Here is a 23261-nt window from a genome sequence, read left to right as displayed (position 1 = left end):
TCTTATCTGGTTTCCAGTAGGTGACGATGATTCGTTGATTTGTAATCGACGTCCTTTCGACCTAGGTGTGTTCCTCGGACGCGAAAATAGCATTTTAGGAAAGTGTTCTATTTGTCGGTGAGCAGGTCAGCGCCGGTATACAGCGTCCGTTAGGGCCGGTGGAGCGGGTCGCCGGGACGGCCTCGATTCTCGAGGACTCCTTGCTGGACGCGTTGTTGGCACCGTTTCTTCAAATCTTCTCCAACGAGGCGGACAACGTGCAACGGGTCCATGACCGGCACAGTATCGGGCAGTTCATTGGATGCGCCAGTCTTGGAACCGGTGACCCCATCCATCGCCACCACCTCGATGCCCTCGCGCCAGGCCTGCGAGCCAATTTTTGGACACGGCCTTGGAGTGTCCCTCGACCGTGTTTAGCGGCCGTGCCGGGCCCGACTTAGCGCGGATCGCGGAGAAACCGATGATCACCGGCGTACTTGTCGCCTCGGCTGGCGCCGCCACACAAGCTCGTGCATGCCGGCTAGCTTCACTCCGTCGAATCGGGCGTCGCTAGACAGGACCCGTCTGCCCTTGGGCAGGACCGCGTCATCGGCGGTGGCCCGCTCAAATCCGAGCCTCTCGGCGACCTGTGCCACCGTCAGATGCTGGACAGCGGTTGCCTCCAATGCCCCACAGCGCGCGATGCGAGAGCCTGGCCCGCAGTTCGGCAGCTTTCATGGAGTCGTGAAGCCACACGTGCCCACAACTGCCGCACCGGTAGCGACGAACTGTGACTAGCAGGGTGGTCGATCGCCACCCAGCGGCTTGTACGCCAACTGCCGCTACCCATATTTCACGGCACTCATTCACAGCCGCAGCAGCGGCGGCGCCAGCTGATCCCGTTTCACAACGCGGCAGCCCAGCACTGCATAGTTGGGTTCAACGCGCCGCCCGGTAACGGTGTAGTTAAGGTCATCAACTTGGCAGGAAGTGGTCAAGCCGGGGCAAGCGGAGTTAGCGGCAGTCACGTCGAGGTTCTCCACGTGACTGCCGCAATAGCCGCCATTTTCGGCAGACTTCAACGCCTATCCGAGGACCAACGCGCGACCCCTGCCTCCACCTCAATTAGGAGGAGCTATCAAACTCGGGGCAACCCTGTTCAGTAATACTTTTGAATGCTGACTCGAATATCTACTCGCCGTTAGCGGACGCCGAAGATTCTGGTAGATATTCACCACCCCAGCGTTTATGCGAGCTCCACAGGAATGAAAAATACTCAAGTAGCTCGGCGTTCCTCGAGAGAGTCTTTATGAAGTTGCAAGTCTGAATCTCTATCGAAACGATCTTTCACTTCTTTGGCAGGATTCCCGGCTACTATCGAGTACGGCCGAACACTCCGTGTAACGACCGAACCGGCCGCAATGATTGCGCCCTCACCGATTGTTATCCCGCTGAGAATGATGCTCGATGCGCCGATCCAGACATCGTCCTCGATACAAATAATGTCCCGGTCGGTCAGCCCCCGGTCACCAATCCAAGTCGAGAGCAGCATTGGAGTGCCCGCCTCGCCATAGGCATGATCGTCTCTTCCAACGATCTGCACCTGCATCCCGATCATAACGAAGTTGCCGATCGAGCCATTGACCTGGATTGCGGTCCCAGGACCAACGGCTACGTGATCCCCGATCACCAGTTCGTGCGTGGGACGAATTCTGGCTCCCAAACCGACGCGAAACTCTAGCCCATGCGACACCCGACCACGCACAGCGATCCTCGTGAGCACCGTTCGAGCGATCTTGGTAAGTGGCCCTGGGATCGCTGATCGCGCGTCCTTCTTACTTCGCTGAGCAGGCGTCGTTGAAAGAGTATCTTCGATAGCCTCGATAAGGCCGGCGCTCATCGCCTCTGCAGAGTAGTGCTCTCGGACGAAATTACTCACCTCTTGGACGGGAACTGATGCGCGTTGTTCCCATGCCACTCGCAGTGCGGTCGCCAACGAGACAGGGTCGTCCGAGTCGAACCAGCGTACGCCACCGGTCTCTGCCAGCTCGATCTCCGGCGAGTGTCGTTCGTCCTTGGCCACGAGCATCGGAACGCCGAATCCTAGACTTTGGGTCAGGCCAAGGCCGGCGAACCCGGGAGACAGGGAACAGAATGCTTCGGAGTACATGTCGCCCAGCAGATTTACATCGTCGTTCCACCCTACAAAATCGACCAAAGCGGTCAGATTCAGCCGCTCAGTCAATTCCTTCAAGGATCGTTCTTGCGTACCTGTTCCAACTATTCTGACTCGCAGTTCCGGGCAGTCCGCCTGCACTTTAGCTAAAGCCTCTATTATTAAGTGCGCCTTCTTTTCGACCTCCAACCTACCGACATAAATCGCGAAGACGCGTTCTTTCGCATGGCAGTGCCCTGGTGTAATCAGCGCCCGTGTGTACAGCGAGTTCGGCGCTACATACACTGGCCGCCCGGGAAGGTCCTTATACGCCTTCTCCCTATCCTGATACGTGTATGAAACAGTCGACGTGGCCAATGTGCGCATAAATCTCCGAAGAATAGCCGTCTTTGATTGCGCGCCTGCTTGGGGGTGTATATGACCCCACACGATCGACGGCTTCGACGAGATCCTACGCAGGACCAGAGTGAGCCAGGCGCTCAGGCTGCGCGGATTCAGGTCCACAACGGCTATCCCTGCCTGCACGGCCCGGTGGACAGCACCGACTTGGAAGAAGGCTTTGTCACCGAGCCGCACGATGGGAATCTGCGTGTACCAGTCTGCAGGAAGCCCTGTTTTGACAGACTTGTCTAGATGAGCACCACTCACGAGCATTTGTAAGCGGTTGCCAAAATGGTCCCGGACTATACGCACGCACTCAGTCCTATACTTCGGCAGCACTGCGAGCACGAGCGCCACTGATCCACCGGAGGTGCCCTGGGACGACCATGAGTCGGTCGTCTTCAGTGGTTTGCTATTGGTACGTGAAGAAATCACCTGTGGAACCGCTTTCTTGTGACCTTCGGAGTCGGTAGCCCGATCACGCTTTCAGCCTGGATGTCAGAGTTGGGTGGAATCACGATGTTCGGCGCCACGACCACCGATCGTCCAATGGTTGTTCCACCGAGGATCATCGCGCGCGTCGCGATCCAGGCACCGTCCTTGATTTCGACTGGTCGTGTAATCAGGGCCATGTCTGCCGCTACAGCGTGGCTTCCGGTGGTTATGAAGGCCTCTTGAGAGATGACGACGTCGGCTCCGATCGTCACCTGATCCTGATTATGTATCCATGCGCCCTCGCCCACCCATGACCGGTCCCCAATGGACAACTTCCACGGAAATTTGAATCGGGTTCGCGGTCGAATCAGTACATCCTCGCCGACGACAGCGCCAAATGCTCTGAGTGCCGCGACCCTAACGGCGGAGCTTATCTGCCAGGGGTTGTGCACTAGGAGGAGTTCGATCGCTGACCACGCGTACACCACGACAGCAGGCCTCCCCCAGGCTTGTCGCTCTCCGGGCGCATCCGCAAGATTTATGACGCGAGGGACCGGGTGATGAACCGGGTCGGCACTGAGTTTTTCCATTGAGACCTCCTGAGGGTGCAGGCGCTTCGGCATCTGCGTTCACGTCTCGCCTAGTGTTACACCTGTGACTTCAAATCTTGTGCACGTGATGATCGCCGGCCTCCATTATTCTCCTGAAAAGACGGGAAATGCGCCCTACACCGCTGGGCTAGCGGCTGGCTTGGATCGCCTAGGAACCCCGGCAACCGTGCTCACGGGGGTTCCTCACTATCCTGAGTGGAAGCGCCACGAAGGCTACTCCGCCTGGAGTCGTAACGAGCGGATCAACGGGGTTACCGTCCGTCGCCTGAATCATTTCGTTCCGGCGCGCCCTAGGGGTCTTTCACGCCTTTGGATGGAAGTGTCGTTCGGGCTCCGACTGGCCTCAGCACGCTGGGGTGCGCCGCATGCCATCGTGCTCGTCAGCCCGGCCCTCTTTTCGACGGGTTTGGCCCTTCTCAGGGCGCGTCTGATCCGTCAAAAGGCTCCGATCGTGGTTTGGGTTCAAGACCTCTACAGCCTCGGGATGACGGAGACCGGCACCTCGGGATCTAGAGGCGCAAGGCTCATGACATGGATCGAGTCTCGGATCCTCCGCTCAGCGGATGGCGTCGTGGTTATTCACGACCGCTTCCGAACGTACGTCACCACCTCGCTCGGTGTGGATCCGGAGCGAGTAGAGGTCATCAGAAACTGGACGCACCTCGAGCCGTTCGTGCTCGAGGATAAAGCAGCCGCTCGTGCTTCCTTTGGCTGGGCGCCCGATGAGGTCATCGTTCTGCATGCTGGCAATATGGGGGCCAAGCAGGGTTTGGAGAACGTCGTTGAGGCCGCCCGTCTCGCGGACCGCGAAGGTCACGCCGTGCGTTTTTTGCTCGTTGGGGATGGGAACCAACGCGCGCGTCTAGAGGAAGTTGCCCAAGGCGTCACGCGCATCGAATTTGTTGACTCGCTTCCCGGGAACCGCTTTCAGGAAGCACTCGCTGCGGCAGACGTCCTTCTTGTCAACGAGCTCCCCGGCGTCAAGGAGATGTCTGTGCCGAGCAAGTTGACTTCATATTTCAGTTCGGGCGTACCGGTTCTGGCTGCAACCGACGAGGGCAGTGTCACCGCTGAAGAGATTGCCACGGCGTCGGCCGGGTTGCGGGTCGATGCAGGTGATCCGCTCGCGCTCGTGATGGGAGCAAAAGCGCTTGCAGCGAATGAGGAGCAATGCCGCCGGTTCGGGGACAACGGCCGACGCTTCATGGAAACGACACTTTCCAAGATGCACGCCATAGCTGCGTATGATCGGTATCTCACGCATCTCGCTGCCGGCTCTCACCCGGACTCACGGCACAAGGACACTGGGGAACAAAATGCCTAAGCGCGCTCTCATCACCGGCATTACAGGCCAAGATGGCTCCTACCTTGCGGAGCTCCTGCTACAGAAGGGCTACGAGGTACATGGCCTGATCCGTCGGGCGTCCACCTTCAACACCCACCGCGTAGACCATCTGTACGTAGATCCGCACGATCCATCTGCGAAACTGTTCCTTCATTACGGCGACCTCAGCGATGGCTCCCGGCTCGTAACACTGCTGGCCGACATCCGGCCCGACGAGGTCTACAACCTTGCCGCTCAGTCCCATGTGCGGGTGTCCTTCGACGAGCCAGAGCACACAGCAGATACCACGGGCATGGGCACCGTTAGGCTCCTGGAGGCCGTACGGTTGGCTGGAATCGAGACAAAGTTCTATCAGGCGTCGTCGTCGGAGATGTTCGGGGCCACTCCCCCGCCTCAAAACGAGGAAACGCCCTTCTATCCTCGATCCCCCTATGGCGCTGCGAAGGTCTACAGCTACTGGATCACCAAGAACTACCGTGAGGCCTACGGCATGTACGCGGTCAACGGAATCCTGTTCAATCACGAGTCGCCGCGCCGGGGCGAGACCTTCGTGACGCGCAAGATCACACGGGCCGTCGCGGCCATTAAGGCTGGCCAGCAGGAGCATGTCTACATGGGCAACCTCGACGCAGTCCGCGATTGGGGGTACGCAGCCGAGTACGTGGAGGGTATGTGGCGCATGCTGCAGGCCGACGAGCCCGATGACTTCGTGTTGGCAACGGGCGGTAACTACACGGTCAAGGATTTCCTACGGATCGCCTTCGATCACGCCGGGCTGAACTGGGAGGAGCACGTAAAGTTCGACGAGCGCTACCTCCGCCCCACTGAGGTAGATGCATTGGTCGGCGACGCCTCAAAGGCACAGGATAAGCTTGGCTGGAAGGCGACCATCCATACGCCCGATCTTGCCCGGCTCATGGTGAACGCAGACATCGAGGCTCTTAAGCACTCTGGGCGAAATTGGATCGACACGGTCGACCTCGAGTCCTGGACGGCCTGAGGTGACTACACCTTTCGCGCCTGGTCCTCTCGAGCGAGACGCCGCATTCTATGTCGCGGGACATCGTGGACTGGTCGGCTCTGCCATCTGGCGCACCCTCGAGTCCGAAGGCTTCTCTAACTTGCACGGGCAAACGTCTGCCGAGTTGGATCTCAAGAACCGCGCAGCTGTTTTCGAGTATTTCGCCGCTGTTCGGCCTAGGTATATGGTTCTGGCCGCGGCCAAGGTGGGCGGCATTCTCGCCAATAGCACCTATCCGGTCGATTTCCTGACGGACAACCTGCAAATCCAGGTGAACGTCCTCGACGCCGCGCTGGAACACGAGGTGGAGCGTGTTCTGTTCCTCGGTTCCTCCTGCATCTACCCCAAGCTTGCACCCCAGCCCATCCGCGAGGATTCGCTTCTCACGGGCCATCTCGAACCGACCAATGACGCATATGCAATTGCGAAGATCGCCGGCATCATGCAGGTTCAGGCTGTTCGTCGGCAGTACGGACTGCCCTGGATCTCAGCAATGCCCACCAACCTCTACGGGCCGGGAGACAACTTCTCGTCCGAGGGTTCCCACGTGCTCCCCGCGCTCATTCGCCGGTACGACGAGGCCGCTAGTAACGGACTCGAGACGGTCACCAACTGGGGCTCCGGATCACCCCGTCGCGAGTTCCTGCACGTGGATGACATGGCTGCGGCCTGCCTCCACCTCCTTGAGCACTACGACGGCCCCGAGCAGGTGAACGTCGGAACTGGATCGGACGTCAGTATCAAGGAATTGGCCGGCATCGTCGCGGAGGCGGTGGGCTATGAGGGACTTATCAAATGGGACACCACGAAACCTGATGGCACCCCGCAAAAGCTGCTCGACGTCTCCAAGCTGGCGGAGGCTGGATGGAAAGCGGGCATCGGCTTGGAGGAGGGCGTGCGCAACACGGTGGAGTGGTATCGCACCAACCGCGCCACTTTGCGCGGCTAGACTCGGCTCGACGTCCCGCCCTTTCGGGCAACCCAGGTCGCTGGGTCGCTGAGTGTGGCCTGTCTCCACGGTAAGAACAAGCATTTAGAGAGGTCTCCTTTGGAGCTGAGTGACTACTTACGGATCCTGCGGCGCAACTGGCTGCTCATCACCGTCTGCACCGTTGTCGGCTTGCTGATAGGAGCCGTTGCGTCCTTCGCCGTCCGGCCCACCTACACGGCCCAGACGAAGCTCTTTGTCGCGATTCAGAGTTCCGGCAGCGTTCAGGAACTGCAGCAGGGAAACACCTTCACTCAAGCCCGCGTGCAGTCCTACGTGGAGACCGTGGCCGAACCGTTGGTGCTGCAGCCCGTAGTCGAGTCGCTCGGACTCGATGTGACGGCCGCGCAGCTGGCGAGCAAAGTCACCGCCACCGCTGATCTGAACACAGTCATCATTACCATCGCCGTGGAAGACACCTCGCCCGTGCAGGCTGCCGCGATCGCGCAGGCCACTGCGGACAGCCTGGTGCGATCGGTCGGCGGGTTGGAAAGTCCCACCGAGGGAGGAAACTCGCCGGTCAACCTGACTGTAATCACTCCGGCAACGGCACCGTCTCAACCCTCTGCCCCGAATATGCGTTTGAATCTCGCACTGGGTCTCCTCGTGGGGCTCGCCCTCGGAGTAGGCGCTGCGGTGCTACGCGCAACGCTGGATACGCGAGTACGCGGGGAGTCCGACATTCGTCGCATCAGCGACGCGCCCCTTCTCGGTGGCATCTCCTTCGACACCGATGCGCAGAAGAAGCCCCTGCTCACTCAGGCGCCAACGCAGAGCCCACGCGCTGAGTCCTTCCGTCAGATCCGCACCAATCTGCAGTTCGCGCACGTGAGCAATAAGTCCAAATCTGTGCTGGTGACCTCGTCAGTGCCCGGGGAGGGCAAGAGCACCACGGCCACCAATCTGGCGATTGCGATTGCTCAGTCGGGTCAGTCAGTTGTGCTCGTGGACGCCGATCTCCGACGACCTCGCGTGGATGAGTACCTCGGCCTCGAGCGCAACGCAGGCCTCACCACTGCATTGATCGGCCGGGCCGATGTCGAGGACCTTCTGCAGCCGTGGGGCACCGATGAACTGTACATCCTGACCGCCGGGCAGATCCCGCCGAATCCCAGTGAGCTGCTTGGCTCCGATGCGATGAAGCAATTGATCACGCGGCTCGAACAGAAGTTCGATGCCGTCATCATCGACGCTCCTCCGTTGCTACCCGTTACAGATGCAGCAGTGCTTGCCCAGCAAGTCGGCGGAGTCGTGCTCGTCATCGGCTCCTCCAAGGTGAAGCTCCCCGATCTGCAGAAGTCCCTAGGGAATCTGAACATGGTGAACGCAGATTTGCTCGGTGTAGTCATAAACCTCCTGCCAACCAAGGGCCCGGATGCCTACTCGTACAGTTACTACTCCTACGATTCCCATCCCGAGACACATCTTCCGGAGAATGATCGTCCGGCTCCAGCCCCGGTTGCGAACCGGCTGAAGAAATCGTTCGACGAAGTGCTCGGCCTGCAACCGCCATCGACCCGCCGTCCGGCACACGACTAGATGCTGCGCAACGCTCCCGTCATGGGGAAGGAGCAGAGCGTGGGACAACCTCTCACCTGGATGAGGCGCTACCCTAGGCGCCTCTCGATCGTCGACGCTATCGTGGTGCTCTGGGCCACCGCCGGTGCTTTCCTGATTCGGTTCGGCCTGGCCGACGACACGGGCACCGAATCGTTGCAGACATATGCCCTGTTCACCCTGGTGCTGAGTGTTCTCTGGTGGATCATGCTGGGAGCGTGGGACTCCCGGAGCCCGCGTGTCCTCGGATCCGGTGCCGAGGAGTACAAGCGGGTCTTCTCCGCTTCCCTTTGGCTGTTCGGCCTCATTGCGATCCTTTCGTACGCCTTCCGATACGACACAGCCCGCGGATACGTGGGGCTCGCCCTTCCCGCGGGGGTGATCGGTCTTCTTATTGCACGGTGGATGGTTCGTCAGGTCCTCAGCACGGAACGCCGACAGGGCAAGAGTACGTCCCGGATTCTGATCGTGGGAGGGGCTCCTGCGGTAGACCACCTCGCCACGTCACTTTGCAAGAATCCCCTTGCGGGCTACAAGCCCGTGGGTGCGTATGTGACAAGCGGCCAAAGCACGTCCCTGCGCGCGCACCCGGAACTGCCCGTTGTGGGAGCCGGTTCGGACGTCGACTCGATCCTCCACGCCATTGACTTATCCGGCGCCGATTCCGTCGCCGTCTCCGCGGGGTCGAACCTCGATCCCGAGGTCCTGCGCCGACTCGGCTGGGCGCTTGCTGCACGCGAAACACGTCTGATCCTAGCCCCAGCACTGACAGACATCGCCGGTCCGCGCATTCATACGCAACCGGTGGCCGGGCTGCCGCTGGTACACGTCTCCACACCGAGGCTGACCGGAGGATCCCGTGTCCTCAAGCGCTTGTTCGACATAGCGGGCAGCGGCGCACTGCTCCTTCTTCTCTTACCCATCTTGCTTGTTCTGGCGGTTCTCGTGAAGCTCAGCAGTCCCGGCCCGGTGTTCTACACTCAGGAACGCATCGGCGTCGGTGGATCGACGTTCCACATGTTCAAATTCCGCTCTATGAAGCAGGACGCTGACGCACAGCTCGTTGCGCTTCTCGCCGCCCAGGGCAGTGCGGACAAGCCTCTGTTCAAAATAAAAGACGATCCTCGCATTACTCCTATCGGCCGAGTGTTACGTAAGTACTCTCTCGATGAGCTCCCTCAGCTTTTTAATGTCCTGCGAGGCAGCATGAGCCTCGTTGGCCCGCGGCCTCAGCGCGCCGGCGAAGTTGCGCTTTACGACGACGCCGCCCACCGCCGTCTCTACGTCAGCCCGGGGATGAGCGGGCTTTGGCAGGTCAGTGGACGTTCCAATCTGACCTGGGAGGAGTCGATTCAGCTGGACCTCTACTACGTAGAAAACTGGTCCCTCATGCAGGACGTCGTCATTCTTCTCAAGACCTTCAAAGCCGTATTCGCCAGTCACGGCGCCGTCTAGACCCTCGCCCCTTTCCGCCTGCTTACACTGGTATGCCGCACGATAGGACCTGAGTGACACCGAGTCATAGGACCGTAATGGGACCCGCAGAAGAGCACGAATCGAGTCCACGCATTCGGCACTCGCCGACCTCCCGTCGCACGGTACTTTTGCGGGTGCTACTCGGAGCGGGCGTTGCCATCTTGGTCGTGGCTCTGTGCGGCGTGTGGCTGGCCTATCGGGCGCAGCAAGTCCAATCCAATCTCGAGACCAGCATGTCGCTACTGCCGGAGTTGCAGGCAGCCGTCGTCGAACGTGACACCGAACGCGCCAGCATGCTAACTGCACAGTTGCGTGAGCACACCACTGAAGCACGAGCAGCCGGTGCTGATCCGCTGTGGAAAGCAGCTGGTTCCGTCCCAATCGTCGGTGGAAACTTCAGTGCCGTCTCCGAAGTGACAGTGTCCGCCGACGATGTAGTCAACCGGGCCGTGGCTCCAATGGTCGACAAATTCGCTGCCTTGGACTGGAATTCGCTGACGCCCGTCGACGGCCGCATTGATACCGCTCCCCTTGCGGAAATTGCACCGACGCTCTCCGCCGCTGCCCACACTGTCGAGCTCTCCTATAGTCGCCTCGAGGGGCTTGATCGTTCGAAGCTGCTCCCGCAGATCGCCGGACCGCTTGAAAAAGCCATCAATGCACTCGACGGCGTGCGCGGACCTATCAACAATGCCTCGCGCGCTGGGCAGTTGCTCCCCTCCATGATGGGCGCGGACGGGCCGCGCAACTACCTTGTACTGGTGCAGAACAGCGCCGAGATTCGGGCAACAGGCGGCATCTCGGGCGCCTTGGCTGTGCTGACCGTCGAGGACGGGCGGATCGCCTTGACGGCTCAGGGCAGCGCAACGGAATTGGGAAAATTTACTCCGCCCCTCGCCGTGGATCCTGTGCAGGAGCAAATTTACTCGTTCCGCATGGCCGCGTTCATGCAGAGCGTCAACCTCACACCCGACTTCCCTACGGCCGCTTCCACCGCCCAGCAGATGTGGGAGCAACGCAACCCGGGTTCCAGCATCGACGGGGTCATCGCCCTGGATCCGGTTGTGCTCGCGAACATCCTCAGGGCCACCGGACCAGTCGAGCTCGGAACCGTCGGTGATCCCGCAGTCGACGCCCTGCTCGCCGAGACGCAGTTGCCGACCGCGCTCGACTCCACGAACGTGGTGCCGACGCTCCTCTCCGACGTTTACGCAGTGATCGAAGAACCCGCCCTGCAGGACGCGTACTTCGCAGCGGTGGCGGCAAAGGTGTTCGGCGCGCTGACCGATGTACAGGGGGACGGCACGCAGCTCGTCGATGCGCTGGTCACCAGCGCGGAACAGGGACGCCTGTACCTGTGGTCCGCTTCGACCGACGAGCAGGACCTCCTCGCGCAGACCGATCTCGCCGGGGCCGCCCTTGGACCCACGGTCGGGGGGGCCGCTTTCGGCGTCTACTTCAATGACGGCACCGGCGCGAAGATGGACTACTACGTACGGCGGACAGTGCAGCTGGTGAAGAGCTGCCCCGGTGACGGGTACTCCCTGTACACGGTCAGGGTGACCCTGACCAACACTGCACCGACGGACGCAGCCACCAGCCTGCCCGGGTACGTGACCGGGGCCGGGGCCTTCGGTGTCGAGCCTGGACGGGTGAAGACCAACACCGTCAGCTACGGACCAGCGCAGTCTCGTCTGCAGCAGGCACGGATCGACGGCGTTGACGCCCCCATAGGCTCCTTCGCGCACGGGAACCGGCCTGTCGGGATTCTCACCACTGAACTGGGTCCGGGCGAGACCGCGACCCTGGAGATGGACTTCTCCAAGGTAGTGCAGGAGACCGAGCCGGTGCTCGACGTCACCCCGACCGTCCAGGACCCGTCCGACGTCCTGTTACCGACCGAGGGCCTGCAGTCCTGCAGCTGAAGCGCAAGATCGACGCAAGGTCAGGTTAACTCTGGGTTACATGAGCTCCCTGAAGGGCAGATCACTTCTCATACCTGTGTTGCGCTGCTAGTTTGTGAGTAGAGATTCTTCTCACCCAAGTAGTCTCCGAGCCAGTTAGAGTATCTCGGCTCGGTGCTATACGGTACGAGGAGTCGATCGAGGGCGTTTGGGGAACGAAGGCCCGATCACTTCAACTGTTTCGTCTCGTCTCATTTCTTTTTCTTCTTGGGGAGCCATCATGCGCAAGACCGCCTCCGTCCTGGCAATCGCCGGTACCATCACCCTCATCGGAGCAGGTGCGGCAACGGCCGCTCCCGTTTCCACCCCCACTCAGTACGTCACCGACGAGACGGCCACCGTCAGCGACGGCACCATCGCTCCGGGCGAAGCAGTGGTCTTCAGCAGCACGGGAAGCCCCTTCACTCCCGGCGAGCTCATCACCATCACCGTAGACCGCACGGACGCCACGCCGTCCGCTGCAGGCTTTGGCGCCGGTGGAGCTGCCTCGGCTCGTGGCGGTCTCATCGTCCTCAACCAGATCGTCCTCACCGACACGGTGAAGGCCGATGCCAACGGCAATTTCGCCTACACGGTCACGCTTCCCGAAGAGGGCGTCTACACGCTGACCGCAGCCAACGCCGCGGGCAAGACCGTCACGCAGACGGTCGTCGTCGACTCCGCGAACGCTGTCGGTGGCACCACCGGCGGTACGACCGGGGGCACCACCGGCGGAACCACCTCCTCGGTCAAGGGCGGCCTCGCCAACACCGGTATCGATTCCGCGATGGTCCTCTGGGGCGCAGCAGGCATCGGTGCGCTCGGTCTGGGCGCCGGCAGCATCGTGGTCGCACGCCGCCGCTCCGTCGAGGCGTAACTCCTCGCAGGACGAACAACGAGAAGCCGGGCCGGAGCAATTGCTCCGGCCTGGCTTTTCGTTTCCCTGCTCACGTTCGGTCAGGTTGCACTGAATCCGGAGGAAGGGGCCAGCGACAGCTGGGGACGAAGTCTCGGTCTCAAGAAGACTCCTATGCCGCTGGCCCCAGTCCGGGACCCGCCTTCACTCGGGTGAGGGCATGAGCCCTGCTGCTGGACCACCCTTGCTCCAACAGGTGCAACATTACGTATCCCTTGCATACCTCTCACGAGTACCAAGGGCTTGTCTTTGGCATATGCGTACGTGGACTTACTCGAAAAACTACCTAGCTCGGACGGGCGACTACGCGGTCGCCCATCGCAGTCATCGCTGCTCCTGGTCCGTCGCGAATTCCGCGGCGAGCTCCTCGCGGGTAGTGATGCCGAGCTTCCCGTAGATGCGGTAGAGGTGACCCTCGACGGTTCGCGTCGACAGGACGAGGATCCGGGCGATGGCCCGGTTCGTGGCTCCCTCGGCGGCCAGCTTCGCGATCTCGCGTTCGCGTGACGTCAGCTCGTGGGAACCGCGTGCGTCACCCTCCTCATGGGGCAGCACCCCCTCGAGCATGGACTGGCGCCGGCGCATGGCCCGCAGGGCGAGCCGCCTCGCCCGGACGTCCCCCTTGTCCGCGTACAGGCGCATGGCCCGGGCAGAGGCGTCGGCCGCGAGCGGGACCTTCTGGATACTCTCGGCCCTGTCGGCGGCCATGAGCAGCGCATCGGGATCTGCTGCGGTGAGCGCATGCGCGTACTCCGACACGACCTGGGCCTCCGCCCCCTCGAACCGGTCCGCGAGTTCGGCGAGGCGCCAGGCCCTCGCCGTGTCCCCGAGCCCCACCAGCAGTTCCAGCGTGTCCTTCTCCCCGGCCGGGTAGGGCGCGGATCCGGCCTCGTCAGCGAGTTCCCGGAGTTCGGCCAGATCATGGCCGCCTTCGGAGCTGCCCGAGTTGGCGGCGGCGAGGTAGGCACGGGCGACGAGCAGCAGGGGCCGGCTACCGGTACTCCCGACACCGGTGAATTCCTGTTCGAACGCGTCGGCGGTCTCGTTCTCCCCCAGGGAATGCGCACACCATGCCGCGACCCCGAGCGCGTACGGCAGCAGCATCTCGCTGTCGGCCTGCCGCAGCGAGACGAGCGCGGGTACGAGGATCCGCAGCGCGGTCCGGTACTTGCCACGGCGCACCTCGAGGACGGCTTGCAGCACGGGCAGCGCACCGCTGAGGTAGCTCAGGTCCACCAGCGGCTGCCGCCGGTACTCGTCGAGGGCCTCGGTGGCCGTCGCGATGTCGCCCGAGCCCATGAGCGCGCCGACGTACTGGGCCACGATGGGGGCACGGAGATGCTCCAGCCGCCCCTGCGAGCGGTCGACGTCCTCGAGCGCCGCCCGCAGCTCCGCGAGCGCTGCGGTGCAGAGTCCGAGGGCGCCGTCGATCATGCCGCGCAGCGCCAGGACCAGGACCGGCACATGAGCGGCCGGTGCTGCGGTCTTCGACGACACGGATCGGTCCAGGGCCTGGAGTTCCGTGCGGGCCCTGGAGAACTGCCCCTCCAGGACCCAGCCGAGCAGGTGGAGCAGGGCCAGGTCCTCAGGCGCCGAGGATGTGTCCCCCGTGTCTTCCGTGCCGGCGTCTTCCGTGCCCGCACCTGGTTGCGCGCTATCGCGTCCGGATGCGGTGGCCTCGAGCCGTGCGGAGCAGGCCTCGGCGATGACGTGGATGGTGCCCGGATCGTCCCCGCGCCGCACGCAGGCCAGGGCCTTGAGCGAGGCGGCGTCGGTGAGCGTGCCGGGGCGTGCGGGGCCGGCCAGGACCTGGTCGAGCATGGCGACGGCGACGGCGTACTCCCCCAGCGTCACCCGGACGCGGGCCTCCTCGACGGCCGAGGCCGCGTCTCCCGCCTCGACCTTCGCTGCACCCGCGAACCGCAGGGCGGATTCCGGCCGGGACACGTGCGCCGCGGTGCGTGCGGCCTCGAGGAGGATCGTCGCGGGAACCGGCACATTCGCGTCGAGGGCCCAGTTCAGGTACTCGATCCGCCCGTCCTGCAGGGCGGGCAGCGTGACGTCGTCGTCGAACACCTGTCGGCGCAGCTCGGCACTCCGCCCGGCGGGAACCAGCGCCCGCAGGACCCGCGTCATCATGGGGTGCGCCACCCTGAGCAGCCCGGTGGGCGAGCCGGGACTGCGCAGGAGCCCGCGCCGCAGGAGCTGCTGTGCCACGGCGTCCTCCTCGAGGCGCGCCAGCCGGGCCGAGGTCAGGCCGCCGCTGAGCGAGACGGCCTCGTAGGCGGTCCGCTCCGCCTCACTGAGCCCCTGGAGCAGGGTCTTCGCCAGGTCCATCAGCGGCGGCCCAGGAGGGTGGAAGCGCCCGGTGAGGCACCACACGCCGTCCCGGAAGACCAGCTCACCGGTGGCCGAGGAATGGTTGAGGAGGGCGCGCAGCATCAGCGGGTTCCCGGCACTCTGGCGGGCGAAGTAGGCCTCCGCGCCCCGGGTCACGGGCCCGCCCAGCACGGCCTCGCAGAGCCGGCCGGCATCCGCGTCGGTGAGGCCCGCGAGGTCCACCCGGCTGATGAAGCCGTCCGTGTACAGGGAGAACAGCTCGCCCGAGCGAGGCGGGATGCCGTTGGAGAAGAGGACCACCTTGATGGTGCGGGACACCACGAGCTGGGTGAGGATGTGGCTGCTGTCGTCGTCGAGGTACTGGGCGTCGTCGATGATCATGACGGCGTCGCGGCCCTGCGACGCTTCCCGCAGGTAGGAGACGAGCGCGCGGAGGGCGGACAGGGAGGAGCGCAGCGCCTGGGGCGAGGCATCCGAGAGGTAGGCGCCGAGCGATCCGTAGGGCACGTCGGCGAGGCTCGCCGTCGCGCGGATGACGAAGCACCGCTTGTTCTGCCCGTCGATGATCGGCACCATGCGCCGCGCGAGCGCGCTCTTGCCCATGCCGGTCTCGCCGATGACGAGTGCGCCGTGCAGGTCGGGGTGGGACAGCGTGTGGACGATGGCGCCCAGGATGCGCTCGGTTCCCACGAGGGGAACCTGGCCGTCCTCACGGAGCATCACTGCAGTGGGGTGGGAAGCAGCTCTGCGAGCTGGAGGCGGGAGGAGACGTGCAGCTTCGAGTAGATCTGGTAGAGGTGGCCCTCGATGGTCCTCACGGACACGCACATGATGTCGGCGATCTCCCGGTTGGCGTAGCCGCCGGCCGCGAGCTGGGCGATCTCGCTCTCCCGAGCCGTGAGGGACTCGAGCTGCGACATGGGGCCGCCGGAGGTCTCGTTCACGAGGACCTGCCGCGCCCGCTGCTGCACCTCGCGCACCGTCGACTTGTTGCCCATCGCCTGCGCCGCACTCAGCGCCGACCGGGCCGCGTCGCGTCCGAAGTTCTGGTCCCCCGCTGCCGCCGCCAGTTCCATGGCCTGCAGGAGGACCTCGGCGTCCCGGTGTGCGATGCCCTTCGCGAACATCTCGCTGAGGCGTGCGAACGGTCCCTGCACCCGGGCGGCGACGTCGGACAGCTCGGCGAGCGCTCCGGTGTTGCCGAGGCGCACGGAGCTGGTGAAGGCGGAGAGTTCGAAGAGCGACGCTCCCCGTTCCCTGTCCCGCTGCCCGAGCACCTGCAGCTGCTGGGCGGCTTCGGACTTCGCTTCCCGCAGGCCGAGGCTCGAGAGCTGCAGCTGGGAGGTGAGCCGCCGGACCATCCACGGCACGCCGGGCGCGGGCTCCGCATGGACGAGGAACGGGATGGCGTCCTGGATGTTGCGGGTCATGGTGTGGCAGAAGGCGATCGCCCCGGCCGCGATCGGCAGGAGGCGGTTCGGGTCGCCCACCCGCAGCTGGTCGAAGGCCGGCTTCAGGAGGGCGAGGGCGTCCTCCGGCTGGCCGTAGCGCGCGAGGACGAGCCCCAGGCCGAGCTGCACCGAGGAACCGCGGTGCGCCGCCTCGCCGTCCTCGATGTCCAGGCCGAGCCGCTGCGCGCCGGACGCCCAGCTCCCCGAGGTGCTGTAGACGGTGACGAGGCGGAGGTAGGCGATCTCGCGGGTGCGGTGGCTCACTGCGCCGTGCTGCAGGCGGTCGGCGAGGTCGTCCGCGAGCTGGAGCGCCTCGAGCTGGCTCTCCATCATGGCCCACGCCTCGCACAGGAGCACGTCGCTGCTGATCTTCTGGTCGACGTCGAGCGGGTACGCCGCGGTGCGCAGGGACAGCATGAGCTCCCGCGACCGGGCGTAGTCGCCGTCCAGGGAGGCGAGTTCGCCGCGGGCGAGGAGGATCTCGGCCCGGAGCGCGTCGGCCTCCTCGGGAGGGAGGGAGTCCGCGGCCTCGACGCGGTGCTCCGCGTCCGTGACGGGATCGTCCACGCCCTGCAGGCCCAGGAAGTTGCGCAGGGCGGCATCGGCGAGGAGCATCCGGACGGCGTCGGCCGGTGCCGCCTGCTCCACGAGCGGCGCGGCGAGGGAGAGGGCGTTCGCGGCGTCCTCGAAACGGCCGGCGTCGGTGAGTGCCCGGATCCGCTCGGTCGCCACGGCGGCCGACGCCCGGTGGGCGTCCTGGATCTCGGTGAACTCGACGGCGTCGCAGTACCGGCCGTCGGTCCTCGCGGACTGTGCGGCGGCGAGGCCGAGGTCGGCCGGGACGGACCGGTGGCAGCGCAGCAGCCAGCGCGCGTGCCGTTCCGGGTCGAGGGCGTCGATCAGTTCGGGGTGGTCCGCGAGCCGTGCGTACAGTTCCTGCGACCGCGGCGCTGAGAGGGACTCGACGGTGCCGGCGCCCAGCACCGGGTTCGTGAGTTCCACGTACTCCTGCTTGCCGTGGCGGACGACGACGAGGCCCGCGGACTGCAGGGCGTCGACGTCGGCGCTGCCGGCGAGCCGGTGCAGGTCCGGGATGGGCAGCCGGCCGGCGAGGGCCAGCAGGTGGGCGACGTCGCGCTGCCCCGCGGGCAGGCCGTCCAGCACGGCGGTCGCCGCCTCGGTGACCTCCGTCGGGACGGGGGTGCCTCCGGGCAGGAGCACCCAGGTCCCGTCCTGTTCGACGACGCGGCGCCCGCGCAGTGCGCGGACGGATGCCTGCAGGAATCGCGCGTTCCCGCCGCTCATGCGGAGGAGGAGGTGCACGCACTCGACACTGACCCGCCCCTCCAGCTCGGCTTCAAGGAAGGCCCGGGCCTCGGCCGGCGTGAAGGGCGAGAGGTCGAACCTCTTGAGGGAGCCGTCCCGCCACAGCGAGGCGAACATCGGATCGGCGGCGGTGAAGTCCTGCGAGGTCAGCAGCACGCTCGCCGTCCCGTTCAAGACGAGCTGTGTGATGAGGGAGGCGGAGGACGGGTCGAGGTACTCGATGTTGTCCACCGCGAGGACCACGCGGCGGCCCCGCGCCTGGAAGTTGAGGAGTTCGGAGACCGCCCGCATCACGGTCACCGGGTGGTCGAGGATGTCCGTCTCGAGTTCGGAGAGCAGGAAGTTCACCGGCCGGAACGCCTGGTGGTAGGACCCCTTCGAGCCCCTGATGCGGACGACCAGCAGGTCCGCGGCACGCGAGGCCAGGGCCTGCTGCATGACGGCGGTCTTGCCGACGCCTGCATCCCCCACCAGCACGGCTCCGACCGAGCCGGCCGAGAGCAGGGCCTCCTCGACCGCCGCGACCATGTCCGCCCGTCCCACGAAGAAGGGTGCCTCGGCCAGCCTGCTCATCGCGCTACCGCCTTGCGGCACAGGGATGATAGTGACTGTGGAACTATTTCGCCAGCGGTTCGAGCATCCATGGGAACACTTCCTGGATTCGAAGAATGTGTGGTTCCCCTTGAGCCTAGGAAGGCTTCCGACTCTCTACACGAGTAGCACTTACTGGAGTTCCACGCCACCTACTCGCTTTGCACCCGGGTAGTTACCGTAAGACTACTTGCTGATCCCGCAATTAATACGTGGGATACGAGTGCTTGATTGCGTGCCAGTATGCGTGGAACGCCTGTCAGGCGTTGCCGTCGAACAGGCTCGTCACCGATCCGTCGTCGAACACCTCGCGGATGGCGCGGGCGATCAGGGGCGCGATGGACAGCACGGTGAGCTGCGGGAACCGCTTCTCGGCCGGGATGGGCAGCGTATTGGTGACCACGACCTCGCGCGCACCCGACTCCGCGAGGCGGCGCGATGCCGGCTCGGAGAAGACCGCGTGGGTGGCGGCGATGATGACGTCCTTGGCGCCGGCGTTCTTCAGCACCTGGACGGCTCCGGAAATGGTACCACCAGTATCGATCATGTCGTCGATGAGCACGCAGGTGCGGCCCTGCACCTGACCCACGACCTGCTTGGAGACCGCCTGGTTCGGGACGGTGAGGTCCCGGCTCTTGTGGACGAAGGCCAGCGGAGCACCGCCGAGGCGCTCGGCCCACTGCTCGGCCACACGCACGCGGCCGGTGTCCGGCGAGACGACGGTGACGTTGTCGGCATCGACCCGTGACCTGATGTAGTCGGCCAGCAGCGGGATGGCCATGAGGTGGTCCACGGGGCCGTCGAAGAAGCCCTGGATCTGCGAGGTGTGGAGGTCCACGGACATGAGCCGGTTGGCGCCGGCGGTCTTGTAGAGGTCGGCGATGAGGCGGGCGGAGATGGGCTCGCGGCCGCGGCCCTTCTTGTCCTGGCGTGCGTACGGGTAGAACGGCGAGACGACCGTGATGCGCTTGGCTGAGGCGCGCTTCAGCGAGTCGATCATGATCAGCTGCTCCATGAGCCAGTTGTTCAGCGGTGCCGGGTGCGCCTGGATGACGAAGACGTCGGTCCCTCGTACGCTCTCCCCCGAGCGCACGTAGATCTCACCGTTGGCGAAGTCGTAGGCGGAGACCGGCAGGAGCTCCGTGCCGAGCCACGACGCGATCTCCTCGGCCAGTTCGGGGTGGGCGCGTCCCGAAGCCAGGACGAGCTTCTTCTCGCCGCGTGCCGTGATCTCACTCATGCGTGGGTGCTCTCTTCTGTGGGGTTGCCCGAGCTCGTGGGGTTGCTCGGGGTGTCTGAGGGGGCGGCTGCAGCGGCCGCGGCAGAGGCCGTGTCCGGTCGCTTCTGCGCCACCCAGCCGTCGATGTTCCGCTGGGGTGCGACGCTCAGGGCGAGATTGCCGGCCGGGACGTCCTTGCGCACGATGGCGCCCGCGCCCGTGTAGGCGCCGTCACCCACCGAGACCGGGGCGACGAACACCGTGTTCGAGCTGGTGCGGACGTGGGAGCCGATGACGGTGCGGTGCTTGTTCACGCCGTCGTAGTTGGCGGTGATGTTGCCGCAGCCGATGTTGGTGTACTCGCCGATCTCGGCGTCGCCGGCGTAGCCGAGGTGGGAGAGCTTCGAGCCGCGGCCGATCGTCACGTTCTTCGTCTCGTAGAACGCGCCGATCTTGCCCTCCTCGCCCAGGACAGTGCCCGGACGCAGGTAGGTGAACGGGCCCACGCTCGCCCCTGCGCCGATCCGGGCGCCGCTGCCGTGCGTGCGGACCACGTGCGCGCCCTCCCCGATGACGACATCGGTGAGGGTCGTGTCCGGCCCGACGACGGCGTCCCGTGCCACGGAGGTCGCCCCGTGCAGGTGGGTGCCGGGCAGCAGCGTGACGTCCTCGTCGAGGACCACGGTGGAGTCGATCCAGGTGGTGGCCGGATCCACGACGGTGACGCCGGCGAGCATCCACTGCTCGATGAGGCGCCGGTTGAGTTCGGCTCCGAGTGCGGCGAGCTGCACGCGGTCGTTCGCGCCCTCCACCTGCCAGCGGTCGGCCAGGACGACGGCGGCGACGCGTCCCCCGGCGGCTCGTGCGATCGCGAGGACGTCCGTGAGGTACATCTCGCCCTGCGCGTTGGCGGTGTCGACCTGGGTCAGCGCGCTCCGCAGGACGTCGGCGTCGAACGCGTAGATGCCGGAGTTGACCTCGCGGATGGTGCGCTGCTCGGGTGAGGCGTCCTTGTGCTCGACGATGGCCACCACGGTGCCGTCCTCGTGGCGCTGGATGCGGCCGTAGCCCGTGGGGTCGTCGAGGAGCGCGGTGAGGACGGAGACGGCGTTGCGCTCGCCCTGATGGACCGCCACGAGTTCGCGGAGGGTCTCGGGCGTGAGCAGGGGGACGTCGCCGTAGGTCACGACGACGGTGCCGGTGAGCGGGTTGCCGGTGAGGGCGTCGAGCCCGTCGAGAGCCACCTGCACGGCGCGGCCGGTGCCGGGGACGTCGTCCTGGTCGATGAGGACCGCCGTGGCGTCGAGGCCCGTCACGTGCTCGGCGACGCGGTCGCGCTCGTGGCGCACGACGACGGCGAGCTCGCGGGGCTCGACGCCGCGGGCGGCACGCAGGGCGTGGCCGATCATGGAGGTGCCGCCGACCGGGTGCAGGATCTTCGGGGTCCGGGACTTCATCCGCGTGCCGGCGCCGGCGGCGAGGACGATCACTGCGGCCGGGGCCTCTGCCACCTGTGCAGCGGCGATGGATCCGTCATGGTTGCTCATGAAGAAGCGCTCCTAAGCTGTAGCTGACCGGCGGGCGCCCCGGCCTGATCGGCCGGGGGCTCTCCCCGTTCCGCCCATAGGATTCGAACCTATACTCCACAGCTCCAAAGGCTGGGGTGCTGCCATTACACCAGGGCGGACCGCGACCACGCCCGACCGGTGCCGGAGCGAGTGCGCACGGTGTACCAGTTTGCCATGTCCCGGGAGGGCGGGCGACCTGGCCCGGGTCGCCTGCTGCCGCCGTCGTCGTTCCGAGGCCGCGACGTGACCGTGCCATTCGACGACGGCTCGTCCCGGCTCTGGTGCCCTTGCACGCCGGGTCCTAGGGTGGGTGCCAGTCGACCTCGAAAGACGATCCGGTCGGCGAGCGTCCGCCCGACACGGACGCTGACGCGGCCATGAGGCACGGACGAGCGGAGGTGATGGGCCGATGGAAGATCCGATCGGGAACCTGACGACGTCGGTGCCGTCCTGGGGGGCGAAGCTGGCGTTCGGCGAGAGCTTCACGGTGGGTGGCCGGGAGGTGGTCCCGGCGGCCCTGGTGGTCTTCGGTTTCGGCGGCGGCGGGGGGTCGGGCACGTGGCCGCAGCGCGGGGCGGTCCCTGCGGGTGAGGGCGAAGGCACCGGGGGCGGTGGCGGTGGCTACGCCCTGCCGCTCGGCGCGTATGTGGTCGGGCAGGACGGGCCGACGTTCCAGGTGAACCCGGTTGCCGTGATCATCGCGAGCGCCCCGCTCGTGAGCGCCGTCGGCTGGGCAGTGGCTCGCATCATCTCTGCGGCGCGAGGCGGCCGGACGGGACGGGAGTGGCGGTGAGGGAGCGTCTCACCGTTTACTAGGTGAACGTTCAAGTGCTCGGCACGGCAGCGAGGTGCTGCGGTGCCCTGGCCCGATGCTCAGGAGGCTGATGTGGATACCCGGGACGCGGACTTCTTGCCCGGTGCAGAGGGGGACGCGGTGCCGCCCTCGGCGCCCTCCGGACCGGCGACGACCCGGATGGCCTGGCGATCCGGCTGGGCGAACTCGCCAGGAGCCTGCACGGCGAGCCCGACCTGGAGACCCGGCTGGTGGACATCGTGCAGACTGCGCTCCAACTGCTGCCCCGGGCCTCCGACGCCTCGATCAGCCTGGTCAGGGGGCGTCGGCGTGTGGAGTCCCGTGCCGTCTCGGGCGATCTGCCGCGCGTCATCGACACGATCCAGAGTGACACCCGGCAGGGCCCTTGCCTGGATGCTGCCTTCCGTCACCGGCTCGTGCGGGTGCCGGACATGGAGCGGGATCCGCGATGGCCGGAGTTCGCCCGTCGGGCATCCGACGCAGGAGCCCGAAGCATGCTGTGCTTCCAGTTGTTCGTCGAAGGGGACACGCTGGGCGCCCTGAACCTCTACGCCGGCGAACCCGACGCCTTCGGTCGGGAAGCCGAGCAGGCGGGTGCACTGGTCGCCACGCACGCCGCCGTCGCGCTCTCCGATGCGAAGGAGGTCAGCGGCCTCAACGACGCCCTGATCAGCAGGGACTCCATCGGCCAGGCCAAGGGCATCCTGATGGAGCGGTACAAGATCTCGTCGCACCAGGCGTTCATCCTGCTGTCCACGGCCAGTTCGAGCACGAACACGAGGCTCACCGATATCGCCGCGCGCCTGACCCATACCGGCGACCTCCCCACACGGCAGGCGGGGCAGGGCTGACGAAGCGGCAGGGACGGCCCCGTACCGGGGGGCAGGGTACTGCCACGGTGGCGACACCCCGCCTCCACCCGCCGCGTGGCGTACCGTGGAGGCAGGTGCCACTACCTCCCTCGGCGTCTACCGCGGTCGGACGCCGGCCGTGACTTCAGCGGAAGTGCTTCCTATGGGATGACTAAGGCCGCCTCGTGCGCAACTCATCCCCTCCCGGACCTTCGCGTCCCCTCGACCACGGACCCGACAGGTGTCCTCCGTGCCGTTCGGACGGTCCCACCG

At 65.2% G+C, this 23261-nt stretch carries 15 protein-coding genes, 1 tRNA gene and 1 pseudogene; 9 read left to right on the top strand and 8 right to left on the bottom strand.

Annotated features, from left to right (window positions below):
• Positions 1-149 precede the first annotated feature (149 nt).
• The 3 genes and pseudogenes from ACX80K_RS12130 to ACX80K_RS12120 all read right to left on the bottom strand — a co-directional run.
• Positions 150-395 (bottom strand): annotated as a pseudogene (locus ACX80K_RS12130) (transposase); the annotation flags it as partial.
• An 860-nt stretch (positions 396-1255) separates the two neighbouring features.
• A complete protein-coding gene (locus tag ACX80K_RS12125; protein ID WP_459272132.1) occupies positions 1256-2893 on the bottom strand; it encodes a glycosyltransferase in 1638 nt (545 codons plus the stop codon).
• A gap of 74 nt (positions 2894-2967) precedes the next feature.
• Positions 2968-3561 (bottom strand): LbetaH domain-containing protein, encoded by a 594-nt coding sequence (locus tag ACX80K_RS12120; RefSeq protein ID WP_459272131.1) that lies wholly within the window; start codon positions 3559-3561, stop codon positions 2968-2970.
• A 64-nt stretch (positions 3562-3625) separates the two neighbouring features.
• Between ACX80K_RS12120 and ACX80K_RS12115 the strand changes: the two genes are divergently transcribed.
• The 7 genes from ACX80K_RS12115 to ACX80K_RS12085 all read left to right on the top strand — a co-directional run bounded on the left by ACX80K_RS12115 (position 3626) and on the right by ACX80K_RS12085 (position 12789).
• The gene (locus ACX80K_RS12115) at positions 3626-4906 is read left to right on the top strand and encodes a glycosyltransferase (RefSeq protein WP_459272130.1); all 1281 of its coding nucleotides are present in this window, start codon (positions 3626-3628) and stop codon (positions 4904-4906) included.
• Positions 4899-5927, top strand: coding sequence for a GDP-mannose 4,6-dehydratase (gene gmd, locus ACX80K_RS12110; RefSeq protein ID WP_459272129.1), 1029 nt, complete (start codon positions 4899-4901; stop codon positions 5925-5927). Before ACX80K_RS12115 ends, gmd begins: the two co-directional genes overlap by 8 nt.
• 1 nt (position 5928) lies before the next feature.
• Complete coding sequence (locus ACX80K_RS12105) at positions 5929-6897, top strand: GDP-L-fucose synthase family protein (RefSeq protein WP_459272128.1); 969 nt, start codon at positions 5929-5931, stop codon at positions 6895-6897.
• A gap of 99 nt (positions 6898-6996) precedes the next feature.
• Positions 6997-8475 carry a tyrosine-protein kinase domain-containing protein gene (locus ACX80K_RS12100; protein ID WP_459272127.1) on the top strand — a complete coding sequence of 493 codons (1479 nt, stop codon included), beginning with the start codon at positions 6997-6999 and terminating at the stop codon, positions 8473-8475.
• Between the two features lie 39 nt (positions 8476-8514).
• Positions 8515-9948: a sugar transferase gene (locus tag ACX80K_RS12095; RefSeq protein WP_459272126.1), complete on the top strand. Its 1434-nt coding sequence runs from the start codon at positions 8515-8517 to the stop codon at positions 9946-9948.
• Between the two features lie 77 nt (positions 9949-10025).
• Positions 10026-11894, top strand: coding sequence for a DUF4012 domain-containing protein (locus ACX80K_RS12090; protein ID WP_459272125.1), 1869 nt, complete (start codon positions 10026-10028; stop codon positions 11892-11894).
• 259 nt (positions 11895-12153) lie between these two features.
• A complete protein-coding gene (locus ACX80K_RS12085) occupies positions 12154-12789 on the top strand; it encodes an LPXTG cell wall anchor domain-containing protein (RefSeq protein ID WP_459272124.1) in 636 nt (211 codons plus the stop codon).
• A 363-nt stretch (positions 12790-13152) separates the two neighbouring features.
• Here ACX80K_RS12085 and ACX80K_RS12080 read toward each other — a convergent pair whose 3' ends face one another.
• The 5 genes from ACX80K_RS12080 to ACX80K_RS12060 all read right to left on the bottom strand — a co-directional run bounded on the left by ACX80K_RS12080 (position 13153) and on the right by ACX80K_RS12060 (position 21442).
• Entirely contained in the window at positions 13153-15888 is a 2736-nt protein-coding gene (locus ACX80K_RS12080) for a helix-turn-helix transcriptional regulator (RefSeq protein WP_459272123.1), read from the bottom strand.
• On the bottom strand, positions 15888-18518 hold the full coding sequence (locus tag ACX80K_RS12075; protein ID WP_459272122.1) for a LuxR C-terminal-related transcriptional regulator: 2631 nt from the start codon (positions 18516-18518) through the stop codon (positions 15888-15890). Before ACX80K_RS12075 ends, ACX80K_RS12080 begins: the two co-directional genes overlap by 1 nt.
• 277 nt (positions 18519-18795) lie before the next feature.
• Positions 18796-19776, bottom strand: coding sequence for a ribose-phosphate diphosphokinase (locus ACX80K_RS12070; RefSeq protein WP_459272121.1), 981 nt, complete (start codon positions 19774-19776; stop codon positions 18796-18798).
• Positions 19773-21302 (bottom strand): bifunctional UDP-N-acetylglucosamine diphosphorylase/glucosamine-1-phosphate N-acetyltransferase GlmU, encoded by a 1530-nt coding sequence (glmU, locus tag ACX80K_RS12065; protein WP_459272120.1) that lies wholly within the window; start codon positions 21300-21302, stop codon positions 19773-19775. Before glmU ends, ACX80K_RS12070 begins: the two co-directional genes overlap by 4 nt.
• Before the next feature lie 68 nt (positions 21303-21370).
• A tRNA-Gln gene (locus tag ACX80K_RS12060) sits at positions 21371-21442 on the bottom strand.
• A gap of 290 nt (positions 21443-21732) precedes the next feature.
• On the opposite strand from ACX80K_RS12060, the gene ACX80K_RS12055 reads away from it, so the two are divergent.
• Positions 21733-22116, top strand: coding sequence for a hypothetical protein (locus ACX80K_RS12055; protein ID WP_459272119.1), 384 nt, complete (start codon positions 21733-21735; stop codon positions 22114-22116).
• Between the two features lie 185 nt (positions 22117-22301).
• Positions 22302-22988 carry a GAF and ANTAR domain-containing protein gene (locus tag ACX80K_RS12050; RefSeq protein ID WP_459272230.1) on the top strand — a complete coding sequence of 229 codons (687 nt, stop codon included), beginning with the start codon at positions 22302-22304 and terminating at the stop codon, positions 22986-22988.
• The last annotated feature ends 273 nt before the right edge of the window (positions 22989-23261 follow it).

The organism is Arthrobacter sorbitolis, assembly GCF_054510995.1.
The sequence above is the reverse complement of the archived record's forward strand: the minus strand, read 5'-3'. Positions and strand labels throughout refer to the sequence as shown.